Here is a 20,170-nt window from a genome sequence, read left to right on the forward strand (position 1 = left end):
CTTTGTCGGCACCCACTGTCCGTTCGGCTGATGGCGTGCGGTAAGCTCATCGCAGTAGCACGCAGCCACCCGGTTCGGGTGGCTGTCGGCCGCCTGGTGGCCGCGACCCGGTTCGGGCGCACACCGTCGCCAGGGCAGGCGGTTACTCAGGAGCGCCCCCGGCCGCGGTTCGCGGCCGGGGCGTCCCCCTGTCCGAGCCGCCCGGCTAAATGCCGCGCAGGTGCTGTGACACCCGCTGGTGCCGCTTGTCGCGCCCCTGGGCACCACGCTGCGCGTCGGTGATCTCGGGCGCCGCGTCGATGCCGGCCGACCGGGCCACCTGGTTGCCGTTGGCGTAATCCACCGGAGGCAGCGCGCGTAGCGCCTGCAGTACCTCCGGCGGTGCCCCTTCCCGCTCGGCCTCGCGCAGCACCTCGTCCTTCCCGGCGGGGTAGTCCAGGCTGGACAGGTACTGCAGGACGTCGGCGTAGCTCGCCATGGTGTCGACTCCTCCCGGGCCTCGATCCGGCCACGACCGGGCGCGGATACCCGACGCGGGACAGCTCACGCGCCGAGGTCGACGAAAATGCGGTCGCCGTTTCCGTACCGGTCGGCTGGGTAAGCGCCGGCCCGAGGGGGTACGCGATGAACTACGACACCTTCGTCGACCAGGTTGCCCAGCGCACCGCCACCTCGTCGTCGCGGGCGGCAGAGCTGATCCGGGCGACGCTGGAGACGCTGGCCGAGCGACTCACCGGTGGCGAGGTGCTGGACCTGGCCGTTCAGCTGCCGGCCCCGCTGCGGCTGCCAATGCGCCCGACACCGGACATCGAGGCGGCGGAACGGTTCGGCGCCGCCGAGTTCGTCGCCCGGGTGGCCGTGCGTGCCGGGGTGGCCGAGCCGGCCGCCCGGGACGCGGTCCGGGCCGTCTTCACGACACTGCGGGAGGCGGTGACCGGCGGAGAGTTCGACGAACTGGTGGTCCAGTTGCCCCGCGACTACCGCGACATGGTCGAGCCCGCCCTGGCCCCCGGTGCGACGTTGCGCCGCCGTTGAGCGGTTGTCGCCCCGCGATGTCAACCGACCGCTCCGCTGGCGCGTAACTGGGCGACCCGGTTCCGGTCGAAGCCGGCCTCGGTGAGCACCTCGTCGGTGTGCTCACCCGGCCAGGGTGGCGGCCGCCGGATCGCGGTCGGTGTGGCGGAGAACCGGGGCGCCGGCGCCGGCTGGACGACCCCGTCGCGGAGCACGAACGTCCTCCGGGCGGCCAGGTGCGGGTGCTCCGACGCCTCCTGCCAGTCCAGCACCGGCGCGGCGCAGGCGTCGGAGGCGGTGAGCAGCGCCGCCCACTCGTCCCGGGTACGGGTGCGGAACAGGCGCGCCCAGGCGGCCCGCAACGCCGGCCAGTTCGCCGGGTCGGTCCGGTCGATCGGCCCGTCCGGCGGGAGTGGGAAACCGGTACGCCGGACCAGTTCGTCGTAGAAGTGTGGCTCCAGTGCGCCGACGGCGAGGTACCGCCCGTCGGCGCACTCGTAGGTGTCGTAGAAGGGTGCCCCGCCGTCGAGCAGGTTGACCCCGCGCGGGGTACGCCACATGCCGAGCTGGTGCAGCGCGTGGATCTGGGTGCTGAGCACCGCGACGCCGTCCACGATGGCCGCGTCCACCACCTGGCCGGTGCCGCCGCCGCGGACCGCGTACAGCGCGGAGACGACACCCAGGGCGAGCATCATGCCGCCGCCGCCGAAGTCGCCGAGCAGGTTCATCGGCGGCACCGGAGGCTCGCCGGCCCGCCCGATGCCGTGCAGCGCGCCGGTCAGCGCCAGGTAGTCGATGTCGTGTCCGGCGTACGGGGCGTTCGGACCGTCCTGACCCCATCCGGTCATCCGGCCGTAGACGAGTGCCGGGTTGACCGCCTGGCAGTCGGCCGGGCCGACGCCGAGCCGCTCGGTGACCCCGGGCCGGAACCCCTCGACGAGGGCGTCCGCGTCGCCGACCAGGGCCAGCACCACCTCGCGTCCGTCGGCGGACTTCAGGTCGACTCCGATCGAGCGGCGTCCCCGGTTCAGCAGATCGGGGTGCGGGGTGCCGAAGACCGAGGCGTCCACCTCGGTGACCCGGTCCACCCGGATCACGTCGGCGCCCAGGTCGGCCAGCATCATGGCGGCGAACGGCCCGGGGCCGATCCCGGCCAGTTCCACCACGCGTACGCCGGCCAGCGGGCCGGTCGCCAGGTCTGCGCTCACCGGGTCACGATAGGCGCTCGGATCGGGACCGGCGGGCCGCTCGTCGTGAGCGGAGCCACTGCGGCGGGCAGCGCCCCGCGTGGCGGGCGGAATTCGGCTGCCCTAACCTTGGCAGCACGAGGGGAGTACTTCCCACGAACCATGCCGGTCAGTACGGCGCGCCCGGAGCGCGCCTCGGGTGGTTGCCCACGAAACGTGGGTGAAGGAGACCTCGAACATGACACGGTGTTCGAGGAGGCCTCATGTCCGATTTGTCTGTCGCGGCCGGTCTGGATTCGGTAGGCACGCCCTCGCTGTGGGCGATCACGATCCTTGGCGTGCTCGCCCTGCTGGTGCTCGACTTCCTGGTGACCAGGCGCCCGCACGAGGTGTCGCTCAAGGAGGCACTCGGCTGGAGCGCCTTCTACATAGCCCTGCCCCTGGCCTTCGGCGCCTGGGTCTGGCACCGGTACGGCTCCGAACGGGGCTTCGAGTACCTCACCGGTTACCTGGTCGAGAAGTCACTGTCGGTCGACAATCTCTTCGTCTTCATGCTGCTGCTGGCCGCCTTCGCGGTGCCCACCGAGCTCGCCCAACGGGTGCTGCTGTTCGGCATCACCGGAGCGCTGGTGCTGCGCGGCATCTTCATCGCCCTGGGCGCCGCGGCCCTGCAGACCCTGGACTTCGCCTTCCTGATCTTCGCGTTGATCCTGCTGTTCACCGCCGCCAAGCTGCTCCGCGACGCGTTCACCGGGCACGAGCAGTCGGTGGACATCGGCACCATGCGCTCGGTGCGACTGCTGCGCAAGTTCATGCCGGTGGTCCACGAGTACCACGGCACCAGGATGACCGTGCGGGTCGACGGACGCCGGGCGCTCACCCCGCTCGCGCTGGTGGTGGTGGCGGTGCTCGCCACCGACGTGGTCTTCGCCGTCGACTCGGTGCCGGCGGTGTACGGCATCACCGAGGACCCGTACCTCGTCTTCGCCACGAACGCCTTCGCCCTGTTGGGCCTGCGGGCGCTGTACTTCGTGCTGCACGCGGCGCTGAGCCGGCTGGTCCACCTCACCTACGGTCTGGCGATCATCCTGGCCTTCATCGGCGTCAAGCTCGGCCTGCACTGGGCGCACGGCATCTGGGAGGGCGTCCCGGAGATCCCCACCGTGGTCTCGCTGCTGGTCATCCTCGGCGTGCTGACCGTGGTCACGATCACAAGCCTGCGGGCCACCCGCAACGTGGTGCCGGGATCCAAGGAGGTCGTCACCGAGCGGAAGTGAGAGTTCCCGGCCCGGTGCGCCCGGGCCGGTCGAACCCGCCCGTGGCGGTGTGCGCCGTGGTAGGACTGAGCGGTGGGTATCGTCACACCGGGCTTCCAGGGTCGGCCGCGCGCCGACGCCGCGGATCTGCCACCCGGCCAGTACCTGACGCCGGACTTTCCCGTGCTCTCCGCCGGCCCGACGCCTCGGGTCCCGCGCGAGCAGTGGGAGTTCGTGATCAGCACCGAGACCGGTACGGAGCATCGGTGGAGCTGGGCCGAGATGATGGCGCTGCCGCAGGAGACGCCGACCGTCGACATCCACTGTGTCACCCGGTGGTCAAAGCTCGGCACCACCTGGCGGGGAGTCTCGTTGGACACGCTGCTCGACGGCGTGGAAACCGCCGCCGACTACGCCCTGGCCCACTCCTACGGCGGATACACCACGAACCTCCCGCTGGAGGACCTGCGTGACGGGCAGGCCTGGCTCGTGCACAGCTACGACGGCGACGACCTGCCGGCCGAGCACGGCGGGCCGGCGCGGCTGCTGGTACCGCACCTCTACTTCTGGAAGTCGGCCAAGTGGGCGCGCGGCATCCGGCTCACCGTCGAGGACACCCCCGGTTTCTGGGAGACCGCCGGCTACCACGACTACGGCGACCCGTGGCGTGAGCAGCGGTACCAGGGCGATTGACCGGGCGGATGAGCTGGCGGGCGGCCCGGTTGGTGGCGGACCGGGCCGAGACACCGACAGCGAGAACCCTGGTGCTGGAGGTGCCGGGCTGGCCGGCCCACCTGCCCGGCCAGCACGTCGACATCCGGCTCACCGCGCCGGACGGATACCAGGCCGCCCGGTCGTACTCGCTCGCCGCGCCCGCCGACGGCGACCGGATCGAGGTGTGCGTCCAGCGGGTGACCGACGGCGAGGTGTCGCCGTTTCTGGTCGACGGCTACCGCGAGGGCGACCCGGTCGAGGTACGTGGCCCTATCGGCGGCTGGTTCGTGTGGCGGCCACAGCAGACCGAACCGGTGCTGCTGGTCGCCGGCGGATCGGGGGTGGTGCCGTTGATGGCCATGATCAGAGCCCGGCGGGCGGCCGGAAGCCGGGTCCCGTTCCGGCTGATCTACTCGGTGCGCACCCCCGACGACGCGTTCTACACCGAGGAACTGCGACGCCGGGTACGTGACGACGCCGGTCTCGACGTGGCCCACGTCTACACCCGGCAGGCGCCCGAGGGATGGCGCGGCGAGCCGCACCGGCTCGGCCTCGCCGATGTCAACAACAACGGCTGGCCGCCGGAGCTGGAGCCGCTGGTGTACGTGTGCGGACCCACCGGTTTCGTGGAGGCCGTCTCCGATCTGCTCGTCGGGCTGGGGCATCCGGCGCGACGGGTACGCACCGAACGTTTCGGCCCGACCGGTTGAGAGGAGGCCGCGGATGACCGCGCTGCCCTACGTGGACGGCAACATGCTCGACGGTCCGTTGGGGGAGGTGTTCGCGGTCGACCTGAGCACCGCCACCGCCCGGTGCGCCAACTGCGGCACCCCCGGCCCGGTGGCCGGGCTGCGGGTCTACTCGCACGCGCCCGGCCTGGTGGGGCGCTGCCCGACCTGCGTCGAAGTGATGTTGCGGCTGGTCCGTGCCCCTGACCGTGCCTGGCTCGACCTGCGCGGCGCCACCTTCCTCCAGTTCCCGTTGCCGCCAGAACGCACCCGCTAGACCCGCCGACAGGGCGGTTGGACGTTTGCCGACGCGGATCACGGGAACCGGGCCGGAATGACGAAGCCTCGTGTAGTGATCGTGGGGGCCGGGTTCGCCGGGTACCACGCGGCGAAGACGTTGACCCGGTTGGCCCGCGGTCGAGCCGAGATCGTCCTGTTGAACTCGACCGACTACTTCCTGTACCTGCCGCTGCTGCCCGAGGTGGCGGCGGGGGTGGTGGAGCCGGGCCGGATCGCGGTGCCGCTGTCCGGCACGCTGGACGGTGTGCGGGTGGTCATCGGTGAGGCGGACAGCGTCGACCTGCAGAACCGGTGGGTCGGCTTCACCCAGCCGGAAGGTGACCGCAACCGGCTGGCGTACGACCGGTTGGTGCTGGCCGTCGGCAGCGTGAACAAACTGCTGCCGATTCCCGGGGTGACCGAGTACGCGCACGGCTTTCGTGGCCTGCCCGAGGCGCTCTACCTGCACGATCACGTGGTCCGGCAGATCGAACTCGCCGAGCAGGCCGAGGATCCGGCCGAACAGCAGGCCCGCGCCACGTTCGTGGTGGTGGGTGCCGGATACACCGGTACCGAGGTGGCCGCCCACGGCATCCTGTTCACCGACGAACTGGCCGCCCAGCACCCCCGGTTGAAGATCCGGCCGAGGTGGCTGCTGCTCGACGTCGCCCCCCGCGTGCTGCCCGAGCTGGACCGACGGATGTCGGTCACCGCCGACAAGGTGCTGCGACGACGCGGGGTCGACGTACGGATGGGCACCTCGGTGGCGGTCGCCACCTCCGACGGCGTCAAGCTCACCGACGGCGAGTACGTGCCCACCTGCTCGCTGGTCTGGTGCGTCGGCGTACGCCCCGACCCGTTCGTGGCCGAACTGGGCCTGCGGACCGAGAAGGGGCGGTTGGTCGTCGACGAGTACCTCAACGTCCCCGGATTCCCCGAGGTCTACGCCTGCGGCGACGCCGCCGCGGTGCCCGACCTGACCCGGCCCGGTGAGATCTGCACGATGACCGCCCAGCACGCGCAGCGACAGGGCAAGCTGGCCGCGCACAACATCGCCGCCTCGTACGGGCAGGGACGCCGCCGGCCGTACAAGCACCACGACCTCGGCTGGGTGGTCGACCTGGGCGGCAAGCAGGCCGCCGCGAACCCGTTGAAGGTGCCGCTGTCCGGCCTGCCCGCGAAGGCGGTCACCCGCGGTTACCACCTGCTCGCGATGCCCGGCAACCGGGCCAGGGTGAGCGCGGACTGGTTCCTCGACGCCGCGCTGCCGCGCTCGGCGGCGCAGCTCGGACTGATCTCCGCCACCGCCGTACCACTGGAGAGCTCGTCGCCCGAGATGCCCGTGCGGGTCCGCTGACCACGGGGCCGACCGACGTGGCGTGCGGTCGTGGGGGTACCCACGACCGCACGGCTGACATCTCGGCCGCTCAGCCGGCGGCCATGCCGGCCCCCGCCTCGTCGATGGCGTCGTCGACCGTGTGCGCCAGGTCGATGTCCATCGCGGTCACCGCCCCGGCGTTGGCCGAGGCGACGGTCAGCACGGCGGTCGTCGGATCGGCGCGGCCGATCCGTGGCCCGCGGCCGGTCTGCTGGCGAAGCTGGTCGAGCCGGTCCAGCACCCGGTCCAGGTTGCCTGGCGGCAGCTCCAGGGTCCGGGACAGCGCGGTCCCGTCTCCGGACCAGTACGGCAGGTCGGTCAGGGCCGCGCGCAGTTCGGCCGCGGACAACGGTGGCAGCGCGCTGACCGGACCGACCACGCCGCCGCCGACCTCCGGCGGCTCCAGCAGTTGCCGCAGCTCGTCCGGTACGTGCAGTGATTCGATCAGATCACCGTCGTGCGCGGCGAGCGCGGCGAGGGTCGCCTCGGCCTGATAGCGTGCCTGCTCCGGAGGTCGACCGCTGATCCGACCCACCTCGGACAGGAAGCCGGCCAGATCCTGGCGTCGCTCGATGCCGTCCACCGGCACCACGTCGTGCAGCGAGGCGGGCACCGCCTCCAGCAGCCGTCGCCGTTCGCCGGCCTCCAAGGCCCAGGCCAGGACCAGCACCGTCGACTCGACCCCGACCTTGGCGGTACGGAAGTCGACGCCGGCGCGGCGCACGACGTCCTCGACCAGCTCGCGGTAACCCACCGTGGTGACCCCGGGCGCCGGCCCGCCCGGCTCGGGGCGGGGCCGGGGGTTCTGCGCGGAACCGGCCGGTGGGGGAGCGGGCCCGCCGCGCGTGGCGTCCGGTTTGTGGTGGCTGCCGGCCGGCGCCGGGCCGGCCCGCTCGTGCTGGTCGAGGTGGGTCAGTTGTTTGGACGCGCTCAGGCTGGCACCGGTGTCGGCGGCCCGCATGCCCCGTTCCCGCGCCTGGCGGGCCAGTGCCCTCCGGCGCTGGTTGTCGCCCTCCATCTGCTTACGCATGGTGCACACCTCGCTTCCGCTGGTGGTGCCGGGCTTCGTCGATGGCCTTCCCGGCGGTCGCCGGGCGAAACGATCAGTTCGGTGCCGGCAGTGGAGCCCTCGACCACGACGGCGAGGCTTCATCCGGCCGGGGTGAGGGCCGGTCACCCGGGCGGGGTCGACGATCGCGGTGGACCGGAGATCTTCCGAGGCACGGCGGAAGGGAAGGTCGTGATGAAGCGGATAGTCGAGATCGTCCCCGCCCGACCCGGTTGGTACGCGAGGTGGCGGCTGGCACCCGAGCGCACCCGCTGCTACCCGGTGAGCCTGTGGGCGCTGTTGGAAGAGGCCGACGGCGGCGGTCGCGAGGTGATCGGCGTCGACTGCGCCGGCCAGTGGCCCGGCGATCGGGACGACGGATCAGGTGCGGAGTTCGTCCGCTATCTGTTTCAAACGCCGGATTCGGGCGTACCGGAGGACGCGGAGCCGACCACCCGGCCCCACCGCAGCGGCCCGTATCCGGTCCCGGCTCCCTGAGCCATCCTCCGGCCCCCGACCCCTGGTCCCAGGGTCGGGGGCCACCCCTTCGGTGGCCCGGGTGGGTCAGCCGGCCGCCTGCGTGTCCCGGTCCCCGATGGCCGGGGGAAGCTCCAGCAGCTCGGCGAGCCCGGTGCGGACCAGCAGCTGGTGCAGTGTGGCGTTGACGCCGACCAGCCGCAGCGGGACGGAGCCGCCCCGGTGGGCGATCACGAACGCGCTCAACCCCGACGAGTCGCACATGCTCACACCAGTGAGGTCGATGACGAACTGCTCGAAGCCCTCACGCCGTAGGGCGGCCACGGCGTCGACGAGTTCCGGCGCGCTGTCGAAGTCGAGGTCACCGGTCAGCCGCAACTCCGCATGCCCCGTGTCGTGCCGGACGACCTCGATGACCAACAGCTGTGCCTCCATGCTCCCAGTACGCCGGTCAAGCGCAAGTCGCGGGGGCCAGGTTCTCCGGCAACCGCTAAGCGGTGACCGGGGTCTGGCCGTCCGGTTCGGTGCCGGCGGGCTCGCGAGACAGCAGGCCGGTGACCCCCGTCATGTCGAGGATGGTTTCGAGGAATCGGGGAACCGCCCGCAACCTCAGTCGGACGCTCCGCTGCTGCCCCTCGCGCCAGGCGTGGACGATGACGCTGAGCCCGGTGCTGTCGATGAACTGCAGGCCACCGAAGTCGAGTACCAGGGTGGTCGGCTCGGTGCCCATCAACCGGTCGATCTCGGCCCGCAGCGGCGCGGCGGTGGTGTAGGCGAGATCACCGACGACCCGGATCACCGGTGCGAGCGGAACGGACCGGTCGACGGACATGCTCAGCGGCGGCGTCGGGGGTCTGCGACCGTGGGACAGCAACGATCACGCCTTCCGCGGTGGCGGGCGGGCAGGGGCGCTCGGATCGTAACAACCCGTGAGCTGGCCCGCCTCTCGGACGGCCGCCGGTACGCGCCGCGACGCTCGCCCGGGTGGCGGCACCGGCAGAGCCGCGTAGGCTGGGTGCCAGGACGCGACCATGCACGCCGCTCGAAGCGGCTGCGGAACCGACAAGGAGCGAGGCTCAAGCTGGTGACAGGTGCCGACGTCAGGGACCTCGACCCCGGCGACGGACGGTCTGCCACGCCGAGCGTCGCCCGGGTCGCCGCCTGGCGTTCGATCACGTCCGCGCCGGCCACCGGGCTGCCCGCCCTGGAGTCGCCACCGGGTCAGCTCGCCGCCGACTGGCCGGAGATCGCCGAACATCTCCACGAGGGTGTGGTGGTGTGCGGTCCGGACGGAACCGTGCGGCACGTCAGCCCGACCGCCCGGCGTCTGCTGCCCGAGGTGGTCGTCGGCGGTACGGCCGCGGCAGTCGAGCGGCTGGCCTCGAGCGAGCCACACCTGAGCCGGCACGGCCGACGGCTACGGGTGCGTCAGGTCCCGTTGTCCGCCGGGCGTAGCTGCTGGTACGTCGAGGATGTCAGCGACCACGAGACGCGGACCGAGGAACTGGCGGCCGAGCGGTCCAGGTCGGCCTTTCTCACCACGGTCGGCGACAAGCTGGGCAATCCGCTGCACCCGGACCGGGCCGCCGCCGCGGTCGTCCGACTCGCCGTGCCGACCCTGGCCGACGTCGCGGTACTGGTGCTCGCGCCCCGATCCGGGCGGGCCCGATGGTGGCGCGCCCGCCAGGACGCCGACGAGACACCCACTGTCGATCGCGGGGTGCTCGCCGCGACGGAGCTGCCTCCGGCGATCGTCGAGAGTCTGCGCGGCACGTCGCCGCACACCGTCGACTGGCTGGTCGAGCAGGCCATCGACGCGGGCTGGTTGCCCGGTGTCTCCGCCGCCGAGGTGGCCGCCCGCCTGGTCCCGTTGCCGGGCCGGGACGCGCCCGCCGGGGTGCTGCTCGTCGCGCGGGGTGCGGGCGGCTGGTACGGGGAGGACGACCTCGACCTGGTCCGCGCCTTCGCCGCCCGGGCCGGTGCGGCGTTGACCACCGCGCTGCTCTACCGCGAACAGGCGGAGGTGGCCGACATGTTGCAGGCCAGCCTGCTGCCCGTCGAGCCGGCGCCGGCACCGGGTGTGCAGTGGGGTACGGCGTACCGTCCGGCCCAGGCCGGCCTGCGCATCGGCGGCGACTTCTACGGTTCGCACCGGCTGCCCGACGGTGGCTCGGTGTTCTTCCTCGGCGACGTCTCCGGCAAGGGGGTCGAGGCGGCGGTCTTCACCGGGCAGCTGCGTCAGTGTCTGCACGCGCTGCACCGGGTCGAGCAGCAGCCGGCCCGGCTGCTGCGGCTGCTCAACGACGCACTGTTGGAGACGACCCTGGCGCACGGACAGGGCCGGTTCGCCACCATGGTGCTGGGGGTGGTCCGTCCACACCGTGACGGTGGCCTCGGGCTGACGCTCGCCGGCGGCGGACACCTGCCGCCGCTGGTGCTGCGCGCCTCCGGCGAGGTGGAGCAGCTGCCGTTGAACGGCATGCTCATCGGTGTGGTGCCGGACCCGCGGATCGGTCAGGTCACCACACGGCTCGCTCCCGGTGAGACGTGTCTGCTCTACAGCGACGGAGTCACCGAGGCACGGGGCGGTCGGCGAGGTGAGGAACTGCTCGGCACCGATCGTCTGGTGCAGGCGCTCGGTGGGTGTCACCGGATGCCGGCGCCCGCGCTCGCCGAGCGGATCGAGCAGGTGACGTGCGACTGGCTGGCCCAGCGTGACCACGACGACATCGCGGTGCTGGCGTTGCGCGCCACCGGCGTCGGTGGCCGCCCGCAGCGGCACCTGCACGCGGTGCCGCCCGTGGCCGAGCCGGCCCCGGAGGCGACGGACCGGTGACCGCCGCGACCCGGGGCACCTCACCCGAGGCCGTCTATCCGGACTACCTGCACTGTCTCGCCGAGGCCGACGAGCACGCCGCCGTCGAGGTGGCGCGCGGGTTGCTCGACGCGGGGGTGGCCGCCGACCGGGTGCTGCTGGACCTGGTCGCGCCGGCGCAGGCCGAGGTCGGGGAGCGGTGGGCGCGCAACGAGTGGAGCGTGGCCCAGGAACACGCGGCGACACACGTCAGCGAGCAGGTGGTGGCGGCCGTCGCCGCGTACGCCGACGTGCGCCCGACCCGCGCCCGGATCGTGGTGGCCTGCATGGACGGTGAGTGGCACGCGCTGCCGGCCCGACTGGTGGCCGAGGTGCTGCGGCTGCGTGGCTGGCAGGTCACCTTCCTGGGGGCGAGTGTTCCCGCCGCGCACCTGGTGTCGTACCTGCACCGGTACGACGCGTACGCCGTGGCGCTGGCCTCCGCGCTGCCGATGCGGCTACCCCACGCGCACCGGATGATCGAGGCGTGCCGGCGCGCGGACGTGCCGGTGCTGGTCGGCGGTCGGGGCTTCGGCGTGGACGGCCGGTGGGCGCGGCGGCTCGGGGCGGCCTGGGCCGCCAACGCCCCCGCCGCCGCCGACCTGCTCGCTGACGAGCGGGCCCTCCGCGCGGTGCCGCCGGCCGACCTGGCGCACCTGGCCGACGACGAGTACGCCACCCTGGTCAACCGACGCGGCGAGTTGATCGACAGCGCCCTGGCCGAGTTGGCCCAGCGGTTCCCGGCCACCCGCGACCACACCCCGGCCCAACTGGACTCGACGGTCAGCGACCTCGGATACATCCTGGACTTCCTGGGCGCCGCCCTCTACGTCGACGACGGTTCGCTGTTCACCGAGTTCGTCGAGTGGCTGGTGACCATCCTGGACAGTCGCGGCGTGCCGGCCGCGGCGGTGGACGCGTCGCTGGCGCACTACGGCCGGTTGCTGCACGATTTTCCCCGGGCGGTGGACCATCTCCGGCGGGGCCGCGCGGTGCTGGCGGCGGTGGATCGGCAAGCTGCCTGACCGGAGCGTGCCGTCCGGCCTGCCGGGCGGGCTCCTTATACTTGCCGGGCAGCAAACACCCGTCTCCGAGTGGCGGGTGCGCACCCGGACCGTCTCGGACCGGCTGCTCGGGTACGGCTGTGACGTGGTGGAACCCGGCGGTCGCCGATCGTCCGATGATGGGCTACATTTCCGCCAGCACGGGGCCGGTAGGTTCCGTCCTGGCCGACCTGAGGCAGGTAGAGATGGGCGCACGAACCCTCGCTCCGGTTCGCATCCTGGTGGTGGACGACGACCCGGGCGATGTGCTCATGATCGAGGAGGCCCTGGCCACCTCGGACGTCGAGAAGGTGATCGACGTGGTCGGCGACGGCGAGGAGGCGATGGAGTTTCTCCGTCGCGAGGGCCGGCACGGCGACGCCCAACGTCCGGACGTGATCCTGCTCGACCTCAACATGCCCCGCAAGGACGGGCGTCAGGTGCTGGGCGAGGTGAAGAACGACGAGGACCTGCGGACCATCCCGATCGTCGTGCTGACCACCTCGAACGCGGACACCGACATCATCAGCAGTTACACCCTCCAAGCCAACGCCTACGTCACCAAGCCGATCGACCTGGACGACTTCAACGACGTGGTGCACCGGATCGACGAGTTCTTCGGCCGGGTGGTCGTGTTGCCCAAGCGGGTCTGACCCGCCGTCGCCGGCGAGCCGGACCCGACGGCCGGGTCCGGCTCAGGTCAGAGCCGCCACCACGGTCGCGGCCCGCTCCTCGTGCTGGGCGTAGGCGTAGGGGAAGGCGGAGATCTGCACCGCCTGGGCGGCCAGGGTCAGGCTCATCTGCTGCCATCCGGGCACCTGTAGCAGCGCCTCGTAGAACACGCGCGCCGCGTACGCCGGCCGCATCAGGTCCCGGACGCTGCCCCAACCGCTGCTGGGGCGCTGCTGGAACAGCCCGACGGAGTCGTGGTCCCAGCCGACGGCCTGGTGCGGGTAGTTCTGCGACTCGGGCAGCACCCCACTGGCGTAGTTGAGCAGGGTGCTCTCCTGCATGGCGGTGGCGACCGCGATCACCAACCCCTGACGCGGGATCTTCATCTTGACGCCGACGTCCACGATCGCCTTGGCGTTGTCCATCTGTGCCTGGCTCAGCCCGGCGACGGGCCGGGGGCGCGTTGGTTTGGCGGGGGCCTTCTTCTTCGGCTTCGGCTTCGCGGTGGGGGACGGCTTGGCGGTGGGGGAGGGGCTGGCGCTGGTCGGTGCGGGGGTGGGGCTGCGGTCGAGGGAACGGGAGGCGGCCTTCTCCTGAGCCGCGAGAGCGCGGTCGGTGAGCGCCTCGGTCACCCGGGGCGGCGGTGCCTCGTCGTCGTGCCGGGCGGCCACGACGGCGGTGGCGCCGAGGCAGCAGGTGACGCCGGTGGCCAGAGCCACCCGGACCGGGGTGGAGGCGAGCACCGCGCGGACACCCCGGCGCGGTGCGGGTACGGCGCGATGCCGTCCCATCATCCTTTCGGGTGATGCCTCGTCGGCCGAAGGGCTCGCCGGTTGCCCGGGGGTCAGCTGCTGGTCGAAGTCGTCGTCGGGATGCACCCGCCGAGGCTAGAAAGTTGACGGCCGACTGCCATCGGCCCGGTTGGTGGCATGCGTCACAATTCGCGGCTATCCGCCCGGTGAATCTCCGCGCTGTTCGACATACCGGACCAGCTACGCCTGTCCGTCCCTGGGTAAATGTCGGAAATCAACGTATAAAACAGGGCGGAAACGGGATCTTGCTGACGTCGATCGCGCCGCTCGGCCGCATCCGCCGAACGGACGAGGCTGAGGTCGGTCCAACCGGGGGCGGTGGGGGGCGGTCGGACCATGGGTGTGGCCGCGGCCCGTGGTGTCGGCCCGGACGACCCGAAGCCGGGCCCGTTCACCGCGCCACGCGGATCAGTGTCGGCCGTTCTCCGCCGGACTGACGGTGAGCCGGTGCCGGCCGCCGTCCTCGCTGGAGAACGGCCAGAGCCGGTCGGCGTGCTCGACCAGTTCGGTGAGCTGTTGTCGACTCAGCCCGACCGACGAGATGGAGGCGTGCACGTCGGCCCGGTAGCGGCCGTCGTCGTCGCGCCCCAGCTTCGCCTCCGCGCGTACCTGCACGGTGTGCGCCTCGTCGGTGATCCCGCCGGCCGCCTCCACCGCCGCGTGGTGCAGGCAGGACGCGAACGCCGCGGCGAGCAGCTGCGACGGGGTCAGCCCGGTGCAGTGCGGCGCCAGCGGCGAGGCGAGGGCGGTCGACAGCGCCTCGTCGTCGGTGTGGATGTGACCGCCCTCGGCGGTCGCGGCGGCAACCTCGTTCAACCAGGAACTCGGCATCGCGTTCCTCCCGTCACTCCCCGCCCGGCTACCCGGGCCCGGACGCGTGAAACCGGGAAGTCATCCGCCGTGCCGGCTCCACTGCGCGACGGCGGCGGCCTCGGTGACCTCGGCCGCCGCCCGCTCCGTCCACGGGCTCACCGCCGCCGGCCGCTGCCGTGGCATCAGCGGCTCGTGCATCGGCACGTACACCCGGGCGTCGACCGCCTCGGCCAGCAGCAGCGCGGCCACCAGGCTGCTCGGCCGCCGGGTCGGGTCGTCGGCGAGGCAGCGTTGGCACAGGTCGGTCACCTCGGCGGGCAGTCCGGGCAGCTCCGGCAGGGGCCGCGGCACCCGGGGCCGGTCCCGTCCGAGCAGCTGGCTCACGCTGTCCGCCGGGTACGGCAGGCGTCCCGCCAGGCAGTAGTGGAGGAGGACGCCGAGGGCGTAGATGTCGGCCGCCGGGGTCGCCGGAGCGCGGTGTAGCTGTTCCGGCGCCAGGTACGCCGGCGTACCGACCACGAAACCGTCGGGCGCGGTGTCGGCGGCGCCGGCCGGCGTGGCGATGCCGAAGTCCAGCACCTTCACCCCCGACGGAGTGAGCATCACGTTCGCCGGCTTGATGTCGCGGTGCACGATGCCGTGGGCGTGCGCGGCGGCCAGCGCGGCGCCGACCTCCGCGCAGACGCGCACCGCGATCCGCCAGTCCAACGGGCCGGTGCGCAGGTGCGCGGCGAGGGTCTGTCCCTCGGCCAGCTCCATCACGATGTACGGCAGCTGGTGGCCCGTCCCCGTGTCGCAGGTACCGAAGTCGTGCACGCTCGCCACGTTGGGATGCACCAGGCGGGCCGCCGACCGCGCCTCGGAGCGGATCCGCTCCACCGCGGCCGCCCCGTCCGGCTGACCCGGCGAGACCAGCTTCACCGCGACCTGCCGGTCCAGCACGGTGTCGTGCGCCCGCCACACCTCCGACATCCCGCCGATGCCGATGCGCTGGTCGAGCCGGTACCGCCCGTCCAGCGTACGCATCGACCGCCTCCTACCCTCGTGTCGCTCCGCCACGACGTGCGAAACCGTGGCCTGCGCACGGTACCCCGGGTCCGATCAGGGCAAACCCGCCTCGGACGGCGGCTGGTGCGTTAGCGTGCGAGCCGGGACGCCCGACGCGCCGGGCGGGCTGGAGGCGGAACGTGATGAGTGAAGTGACCGTACGTTTCGTCGGCGGTCCGGCCCACGACCTGGTCCGGTCGCTGCCGGCCGGCCCGGACGGCACCCCACCACGACTGTGGGTGCTGCGCCGCCCCCAGGAGGCGCCCACGCCGGCAGCGGACCATCTCTACGTGCGGCAACGCCCCGACGGCTCGGGAATCTGGTCCATGCGTTTCGTCCGGACCGACCCGGTCGGCGTGACCGAGTGACCCGACACCGACCGCACCCCGGCCCGACCGCACAGCTGGCACACAGCCGCCACACAAGCGCCACCAAGTGCGCGGCAGCACCATGGCAGCCATGAGGATCTCCGACGGTGCCGGACTGGATCGGGTGGAGCTGCGCCGACCGGACGGTGAGCCGGTCCGGGTGCTGGTCGTCGACGACGAGCCGACCCTGACCGACCTGCTGTCGATGGCGCTGCGCTACGAGGGCTGGCAGGTGCGTACGGCGGCCGACGGCATGGCGGCGCTACGCGCCGCCCGACAGTTCCGACCCGACGCGGTGGTGCTCGACGTGATGCTGCCCGACCTGGACGGTCTCCAGGTCCTGCGCAAGCTGCGGGCGGACAACGATAGCGTGCCGGTGCTCTTCCTCACCGCCCGGGACGCGGTCGAGGAGCGCGTCGCCGGGCTGACCGTCGGCGGCGACGACTACGTGACCAAGCCGTTCAGCCTCGAGGAGGTCATCGCCCGGTTGCGCGCGCTGCTGCGCCGCTCCGGCTTCGCGGTGGCCACCCGTACGGAGGCGATGCTCACCGTGGGTGACCTCACCCTCGACGAGGACAGCCACGAGGTACGCCGGGACGGGCAACTGGTCACCCTCACCGCCACCGAGTTCGAGCTGCTGCGGTACCTGATGCGCAACCCCCGCCGGGTGCTCAGCAAGGCACAGATCCTCGACCGGGTGTGGAACTACGACTTCGGTGGCCAGGCCAACGTCGTCGAGCTGTACATCTCGTACCTGCGGAAGAAGATCGACGCCGGCCGCCAGCCGATGATCCACACACTGCGCGGAGCCGGGTACCTGCTCAAGCCGGCGGAGTGACCGGGGTGCGCCGGTGGCTGGCCGGCTGGTCGCTGCGGACCCGCCTGGTGCTGACCCTGGTGGCGCTGCTCGCCGTGGTCAGCCTGGCCATCGGCGGTCTCACCACCGTGGCGCTGCGGCAGTTCCTGATCTCCCGGGTGGACGAGCAGTTGCGCTTCACGCCCGGCGGGCGGCCCACCGCGCCGTGGGAACCCGGCCCCGGCACCGGCCCGTGGGGCGATGTGCGGGTGCCGCGCGGCTTCCCGCCCGGCACGATCAGCGCCCAGGTCGTCGACGGCCGGGTCACCGAGGCGTGGACGCTTGTCGGTCGACAGGAGCAGTCGGTACCGGTCGACCAGGTGCGGGCGCTGGCCGAGGTGCCCACCGACGGCCGGGCGCACAGCGTCGGCCTGGGCGAGCGGGGCGGCTACCGGGTGGTGGCCCGGCGGTCGGCCACCGGGACGGTGCGGGTGCTGGGCGTGCCGCTGGCCGGCGTGCAGGAGACCGTCTGGGCGCTGGTGGCCGCGCAGGCCGGGGTCACCGCCGTCGGCCTGCTGGTCGCCGGCACCGCCGGGGCGCTGATCGTCCGGGCCACGCTGCGCCCGCTGCGCCGGGTGGCCGCCACCGCAGCCCGGGTCAGTGAGCTACCGCTCGACCGGGGCGAGGTGGCGCTCTCCGACCGGGTGCCGGCCGCCGACACCGACCCGCGTACCGAGGTGGGCCAGGTCGGCGCCGCGCTCAACCGGATGCTCGGCCACGTCGCCGCCGCCCTCGCCGCCCGGCAGGCCAGCGAGACCCGGGTACGCCAGTTCGTCGCCGACGCCAGTCACGAACTGCGTACCCCGCTGGCGGCGATCCGTGGCTACGCCGAGGTGGCCCGCCGGGGCCGTGCCGAGGTGCCGACCGACGTGGCCCACGCGCTGCGCCGGGTCGAGTCGGAGAGCACCCGGATGACCAGCCTCGTCGACGACCTGCTGCTGCTCGCCCGGCTGGACGCCGGTCGACCCCTCGCGGTCGAACCGGTCGACCTCACCGCGCTGGTGGTGGACGCCGTCAGCGACGCGCACGTGGCCGGCCCCGAGCACCGCTGGCAGCTCGACCTGCCCGAGACGGTGATCCGGGTGCCCGGCGACCCCGCCCGGCTGCACCAGGTGCTGGCCAACCTGCTGACCAACGCCCGGGTGCACACACCGCCCGGCAGCACCGTCACCACCAGCCTGCGCCGAACCGGCGACGCCGCCGAGATCAGCGTGGCCGACGACGGCCCCGGGGTACCTCCCGAGCTGCGGCCGGAGGTGTTCGAACGCTTCGCCCGCGGCGACAGCTCCCGGTCCCGCGCGCACGGCAGCACCGGCCTCGGCCTGGCCATCGTCGTCGCCGTGGTGGAGGCGCACCACGGCACCGTCGCCCTGGACTCCCGGCCGGGCCGCACCGTGTTCACCGTCCGGCTGCCCAACTCCACAGCCCACGCATAGGCGAGGCACGGCGACCCGACAGTTGCCCGGCCGAGGCTGGCTGGCATGGACAACACAGGCAACCCGTCGCACCCGACCGGTGCATCCACCGCGTCGCCGACCCCGGCGAGGCCGGACCCCGCCTGGGTGCGGCCGGCCCTGGCCGCGCTGCTGCTGGCCACCGGGCTGCTCTACCTGTGGGGTCTGGGCGCCTCCGGCTGGGCCAACTCCTACTACGCCGCCGCGGCGCAGGCCGGCTCGCAGGACTGGACGGCCTTCTTCTACGGCTCGTCGGACGCGGCCAACTCGATCACCGTCGACAAGACACCCGCGTCGCTGTGGCTGATGGCGCTCTCCGTCCGCCTGTTCGGTCTGAACAGCTGGGCGCTGCTGGTGCCGCAGGCACTCTGCGGGGTGGCCACGGTCGGCCTGCTGTACGCCGCGGTGCGCCGATGGTACGGGCCGGTCGCCGGCCTGATCGCCGGCGTGGTGCTCGCGGTGACGCCGGTGGCCACCCTGATGTTCCGGTTCAACAATCCGGACGCGTTGCTGGTGCTGCTGCTGGTCGCCGCCGCGTACGCCACGGTCCGCGCCCTGGAGACGGCGAGCACCCGGTGGTTGGTGCTGGCCGGCACCCTGGTCGGCTTCGGCTTCCTGACCAAGATGCTGCAGGCGTTCCTGGTGCTGCCGGTCTTCGCGGCGGTGTACCTGGTCGCCGCGCCGACCACGCCGGGCCGCCGGCTGCGGCAGGTGCTGATCGCCGGGCTGGCGGTGGTGGTGGCCGCCGGGTGGTGGGTGCTGGTGGTGGAGCTGGTGCCCGCCGAGCACCGCCCCTACATCGGCGGGTCGCAGTCCGACAGCGTGCTGGAACTGACCCTCGGCTACAACGGCCTCGGCCGGATCACCGGCACCGAGGTGGGCAGCGTCGGCGGTGGCGGCGGGCCCGGCGGCGGCCCGTTCTCCGGGCAGGCCGGCCCGTTGCGCATGTTCGGTACGCAGGTCGGTGGGCAGATCTCCTGGCTGCTGCCGGCCGCACTGATCCTGCTGGTGGCCGGGCTGGCGCTGGCCGGCCGGGCGGCGCGTACCGACCGGGCGCGGGCCGGGCTGCTGCTCTGGGGCGGCTGGCTGCTGGTCACCGGCGGCATCTTCAGCTACATGTCCGGCATCTTCCACGAGTACTACACGGTGGCGCTGGCACCGGCGGTCGCCGCGCTGGTCGGCATCGGCGCGACCTTGCTCTGGCAGGCCCGCACCGTCGCGTCGAGGGCGCGCCGGATCGCGTCCACCCTGGTCCTCGCCGGCACCGTCGCCGTCACCGCGGTGTGGTCGGCGACGCTTCTGGGCCGTACCGCCGAGTGGTACCCGTGGCTCCGTACCGCCGTCCTGGCCGGCGGGCTGATCGCGGTGCCGGCGTTGCTGCTGGCCCACCGGCTGGTCCGGCGCGCGGCCGTCCCGGCACTGCTGGTCAGTGCGGTGGTGGCGCTGGTCGGGCCGGCCGCGTACGCGATGCAGACCGCGGCCACCCCGCACACCGGCGCGATCCCGACGGCCGGTCCCCAGGCGCGCGGCGGCTTCGGACCGGGCGGGGGCGGACGTATCACCGCCGGCCCCGACGCCGGCCGTCCGTCCGGCCGCTTCGACGGCACCGGTCGGCCCGGCGACGGTCGGTCCGGCTTCGACCCGCCGGGTACCAGCGCCGGTACCGGCCGGACCGACGGGCGACCGGCCACCGGCCCGGCCGAGGGCCGTCAGGTTCCCGGCGGTGCGGCCTCCGGTGATCAGGTCCGGGGTGGACCGGGTGCGGCCGGACGGACCGGAGCGAACCGTGGCGGCCCGGGCGGTCTGCTCGACTCCCGCGAGCCGAGCGCCGAACTGCGGGAGCTGCTCGAACGCGACGGCGACGACTACACCTGGATCGCGGCCACCGTCGGCTCCAACAACGCCTCCGGCTACCAGCTGGCCACCGGCCGGCCGGTGATGGCGGTGGGCGGCTTCAACGGCAGCGACCCGTCGCCCACCCTGGAGCAGTTCCAGCGGTACGTCGCCGAGGGCAGGATCCACTGGTTCGTCGGCGGGGGTGGCTTCCGGAACACCAACGGCGGTAGCTCCGCCTCCTCGGAGATCGCCGCCTGGGTCGCGGCGAACTTCCCGACGCAGACCGTCGACGAGGTCAGCCTCTACGACGTGAGCAGCGGAAGGCAGGGGTGAC

Annotated in this window: 22 protein-coding genes; 14 read left to right on the forward strand and 8 right to left on the reverse strand. The window is 72.9% G+C overall.

What is annotated here, in order from left to right; translation table 11 throughout:
• Nucleotides 1–205: 205 nt before the first annotated feature.
• Entirely contained in the window at nucleotides 206–478 is a 273-nt protein-coding gene (locus O7597_RS24660; protein WP_269741100.1) for a DUF2795 domain-containing protein, read from the reverse strand.
• Between the two features lie 146 nt (nucleotides 479–624).
• Here O7597_RS24660 and O7597_RS24665 point away from each other — a divergent pair, with 146 nt between their 5' ends.
• Nucleotides 625–1,035 carry a DUF2267 domain-containing protein gene (locus O7597_RS24665; protein ID WP_269741101.1) on the forward strand — a complete coding sequence of 137 codons (411 nt, stop codon included), beginning with the start codon at nucleotides 625–627 and terminating at the stop codon, nucleotides 1,033–1,035.
• A gap of 20 nt (nucleotides 1,036–1,055) precedes the next feature.
• Here O7597_RS24665 and O7597_RS24670 read toward each other — a convergent pair whose 3' ends face one another.
• Nucleotides 1,056–2,222 carry a CaiB/BaiF CoA-transferase family protein gene (locus O7597_RS24670; RefSeq protein ID WP_281580863.1) on the reverse strand — a complete coding sequence of 389 codons (1,167 nt, stop codon included), beginning with the start codon at nucleotides 2,220–2,222 and terminating at the stop codon, nucleotides 1,056–1,058.
• Nucleotides 2,223–2,464: 242 nt separating this feature from the next.
• Between O7597_RS24670 and O7597_RS24675 the strand changes: the two genes are divergently transcribed.
• The 5 genes from O7597_RS24675 (at nucleotide 2,465) to O7597_RS24695 (ending at nucleotide 6,535) form a co-directional block, all read left to right on the forward strand.
• Nucleotides 2,465–3,478 carry a TerC/Alx family metal homeostasis membrane protein gene (locus O7597_RS24675; RefSeq protein ID WP_269741103.1) on the forward strand — a complete coding sequence of 338 codons (1,014 nt, stop codon included), beginning with the start codon at nucleotides 2,465–2,467 and terminating at the stop codon, nucleotides 3,476–3,478.
• A 72-nt stretch (nucleotides 3,479–3,550) separates the two neighbouring features.
• A complete protein-coding gene (locus O7597_RS24680; protein WP_164447298.1) occupies nucleotides 3,551–4,150 on the forward strand; it encodes a sulfite oxidase-like oxidoreductase in 600 nt (199 codons plus the stop codon).
• 8 nt (nucleotides 4,151–4,158) lie between these two features.
• Nucleotides 4,159–4,881 (forward strand): ferredoxin reductase, encoded by a 723-nt coding sequence (locus tag O7597_RS24685; protein ID WP_269741104.1) that lies wholly within the window; start codon nucleotides 4,159–4,161, stop codon nucleotides 4,879–4,881.
• Nucleotides 4,882–4,894: 13 nt separating this feature from the next.
• Complete coding sequence (locus O7597_RS24690; protein ID WP_164447296.1) at nucleotides 4,895–5,176, forward strand: DUF6510 family protein; 282 nt, start codon at nucleotides 4,895–4,897, stop codon at nucleotides 5,174–5,176.
• A 57-nt stretch (nucleotides 5,177–5,233) separates the two neighbouring features.
• Complete coding sequence (locus O7597_RS24695) at nucleotides 5,234–6,535, forward strand: NAD(P)/FAD-dependent oxidoreductase (protein WP_281580864.1); 1,302 nt, start codon at nucleotides 5,234–5,236, stop codon at nucleotides 6,533–6,535.
• A gap of 70 nt (nucleotides 6,536–6,605) precedes the next feature.
• Here O7597_RS24695 and O7597_RS24700 read toward each other — a convergent pair whose 3' ends face one another.
• Nucleotides 6,606–7,586 (reverse strand): DUF2267 domain-containing protein, encoded by a 981-nt coding sequence (locus tag O7597_RS24700; RefSeq protein ID WP_281580865.1) that lies wholly within the window; start codon nucleotides 7,584–7,586, stop codon nucleotides 6,606–6,608.
• A gap of 213 nt (nucleotides 7,587–7,799) precedes the next feature.
• Here O7597_RS24700 and O7597_RS24705 point away from each other — a divergent pair, with 213 nt between their 5' ends.
• On the forward strand, nucleotides 7,800–8,102 hold the full coding sequence (locus O7597_RS24705) for a hypothetical protein (protein ID WP_269742724.1): 303 nt from the start codon (nucleotides 7,800–7,802) through the stop codon (nucleotides 8,100–8,102).
• A 66-nt stretch (nucleotides 8,103–8,168) separates the two neighbouring features.
• On the opposite strand, the gene O7597_RS24710 is transcribed toward O7597_RS24705, so the two are convergent.
• Nucleotides 8,169–8,516, reverse strand: a complete 348-nt coding sequence (locus O7597_RS24710) for an STAS domain-containing protein (protein ID WP_269741107.1) — start codon at nucleotides 8,514–8,516, stop codon at nucleotides 8,169–8,171.
• Between the two features lie 55 nt (nucleotides 8,517–8,571).
• A complete protein-coding gene (locus O7597_RS24715; protein WP_269741108.1) occupies nucleotides 8,572–8,880 on the reverse strand; it encodes an STAS domain-containing protein in 309 nt (102 codons plus the stop codon).
• A 285-nt stretch (nucleotides 8,881–9,165) separates the two neighbouring features.
• Between O7597_RS24715 and O7597_RS24720 the strand changes: the two genes are divergently transcribed.
• The 3 genes from O7597_RS24720 to O7597_RS24730 all read left to right on the forward strand — a co-directional run bounded on the left by O7597_RS24720 (nucleotide 9,166) and on the right by O7597_RS24730 (nucleotide 12,631).
• On the forward strand, nucleotides 9,166–10,917 hold the full coding sequence (locus tag O7597_RS24720) for a SpoIIE family protein phosphatase (protein ID WP_269741109.1): 1,752 nt from the start codon (nucleotides 9,166–9,168) through the stop codon (nucleotides 10,915–10,917).
• The gene (locus O7597_RS24725) at nucleotides 10,914–11,960 is read left to right on the forward strand and encodes a cobalamin-dependent protein (RefSeq protein WP_269741110.1); all 1,047 of its coding nucleotides are present in this window, start codon (nucleotides 10,914–10,916) and stop codon (nucleotides 11,958–11,960) included. The genes O7597_RS24720 and O7597_RS24725 overlap by 4 nt, the downstream gene beginning before the upstream one ends.
• A gap of 224 nt (nucleotides 11,961–12,184) precedes the next feature.
• Nucleotides 12,185–12,631 (forward strand): response regulator, encoded by a 447-nt coding sequence (locus O7597_RS24730; RefSeq protein WP_269741111.1) that lies wholly within the window; start codon nucleotides 12,185–12,187, stop codon nucleotides 12,629–12,631.
• Between the two features lie 42 nt (nucleotides 12,632–12,673).
• Here O7597_RS24730 and O7597_RS24735 read toward each other — a convergent pair whose 3' ends face one another.
• The 3 genes from O7597_RS24735 to O7597_RS24745 form a co-directional block, all read right to left on the reverse strand.
• The gene (locus tag O7597_RS24735) at nucleotides 12,674–13,528 is read right to left on the reverse strand and encodes a hypothetical protein (protein ID WP_269741112.1); all 855 of its coding nucleotides are present in this window, start codon (nucleotides 13,526–13,528) and stop codon (nucleotides 12,674–12,676) included.
• A gap of 342 nt (nucleotides 13,529–13,870) precedes the next feature.
• Nucleotides 13,871–14,293, reverse strand: coding sequence for an OsmC family protein (locus O7597_RS24740; protein ID WP_164447287.1), 423 nt, complete (start codon nucleotides 14,291–14,293; stop codon nucleotides 13,871–13,873).
• A 60-nt stretch (nucleotides 14,294–14,353) separates the two neighbouring features.
• Nucleotides 14,354–15,301, reverse strand: a complete 948-nt coding sequence (locus O7597_RS24745) for a serine/threonine-protein kinase (protein WP_269741113.1) — start codon at nucleotides 15,299–15,301, stop codon at nucleotides 14,354–14,356.
• Between the two features lie 164 nt (nucleotides 15,302–15,465).
• Here O7597_RS24745 and O7597_RS24750 point away from each other — a divergent pair, with 164 nt between their 5' ends.
• The 4 genes from O7597_RS24750 (at nucleotide 15,466) to O7597_RS24765 (ending at nucleotide 20,169) form a co-directional block, all read left to right on the forward strand.
• A complete protein-coding gene (locus tag O7597_RS24750; RefSeq protein WP_281580866.1) occupies nucleotides 15,466–15,690 on the forward strand; it encodes a hypothetical protein in 225 nt (74 codons plus the stop codon).
• Nucleotides 15,691–15,781: 91 nt separating this feature from the next.
• Entirely contained in the window at nucleotides 15,782–16,528 is a 747-nt protein-coding gene (locus O7597_RS24755; RefSeq protein WP_269741114.1) for a response regulator transcription factor, read from the forward strand.
• Nucleotides 16,529–16,545: 17 nt separating this feature from the next.
• The gene (locus O7597_RS24760) at nucleotides 16,546–17,982 is read left to right on the forward strand and encodes a HAMP domain-containing sensor histidine kinase (RefSeq protein ID WP_281583315.1); all 1,437 of its coding nucleotides are present in this window, start codon (nucleotides 16,546–16,548) and stop codon (nucleotides 17,980–17,982) included.
• Between the two features lie 45 nt (nucleotides 17,983–18,027).
• Complete coding sequence (locus tag O7597_RS24765; protein WP_281580867.1) at nucleotides 18,028–20,169, forward strand: glycosyltransferase family 39 protein; 2,142 nt, start codon at nucleotides 18,028–18,030, stop codon at nucleotides 20,167–20,169.
• Nucleotide 20,170 lies beyond the last annotated feature (1 nt).

It is taken from the genome of Verrucosispora sp. WMMC514 (assembly GCF_027497295.1).
GTDB classification, from domain to species: Bacteria; Actinomycetota; Actinomycetes; order Mycobacteriales; family Micromonosporaceae; genus Micromonospora; species Micromonospora palythoicola.